1 pseudogene is annotated in these 885 nt (G+C 69.6%); it reads right to left on the reverse strand.

Annotation, left to right across the window (positions count from 1 at the left end):
- A pseudogene (locus M8J73_RS29740) lies at positions 1 to 865 on the reverse strand (IS5 family transposase); the annotation flags it as partial.
- Positions 866 to 885 lie beyond the last annotated feature (20 nt).

Here is an 885-nt window from a genome sequence, read left to right on the forward strand (position 1 = left end):
TAACACAATGAGCTGAGTTGTCGGTGGGTGATGAGGCAGCAGGCGAGTTTGAGGAACGCCTCGTGGATGTCAGCTCGCCGTTCCCAGCGCACCCGAAGACGTCGGAAGCCGTGCAGCCAGGCGAACGTGCGCTCCACCACCCAGCGGTAAACACCCAGCCCGCTGCCGTGGGGCGTGCCGCGGCGGGCGATCACGGGCAGGATCCGGCGGGCACGGACCTGGTCGCGGTAGATGTCGTGGTCGTAGCCGCGGTCGGCGAACAGTGAGTCGGGCTTGCGGCGGGGACGTCCGACCCGGCCGCGGACCGGCGGGATGGCGTCGAGGAGCGGCAGCAGCTGGGTGACGTCGTTGCGGTTGCCGCCGGTGAGGATGACCGCGAGTGGGGTGCCGTTCCCGTCGGTGATCAGATGGTGTTTCGAACCGGCCCGGCCCCGGTCGACCGGCGACGGGCCTGTGTGGCTCCCCTTTTTAGCGCCCTGACGTGGGAGGAGTCGACCACGCAGCGCGACCAGTCGAGTTTCGCCGCCGCGTTCAGCTCGGCGAGCAGGACCTCGTGCAGCCGCTGCCAGACGCCGGCCTCGTTCCAGTCCCGCAGCCTGCGCCAGCAGGTCATGCCTGAGCCGAAGCCGAGCTCCTGGGGCAGGTACTCCCACTGGATGCCGGTGTGCAGCACGTACAGGATCCCGCACAGCACCTCCCGGTCCGGCAGCGGTTTGCGGCCCGGGTAGCGGAAGCGCCGCGCACGCTGCGGCAGCAGCGGCTCCAGGCGGTCCCACAGCTCATCCGACACGATCCACGGCGATGTCCCCACACCGGACCGAACGGTCAACTCCCGCCCCGGACACGGCCATCGGCGCCGACCCACCTCTTTGTGTTAGCCGCTGT

This window comes from Streptomyces neyagawaensis, from assembly GCF_023516595.1.
Taxonomy (GTDB): domain Bacteria; phylum Actinomycetota; class Actinomycetes; order Streptomycetales; family Streptomycetaceae; genus Streptomyces; species Streptomyces neyagawaensis.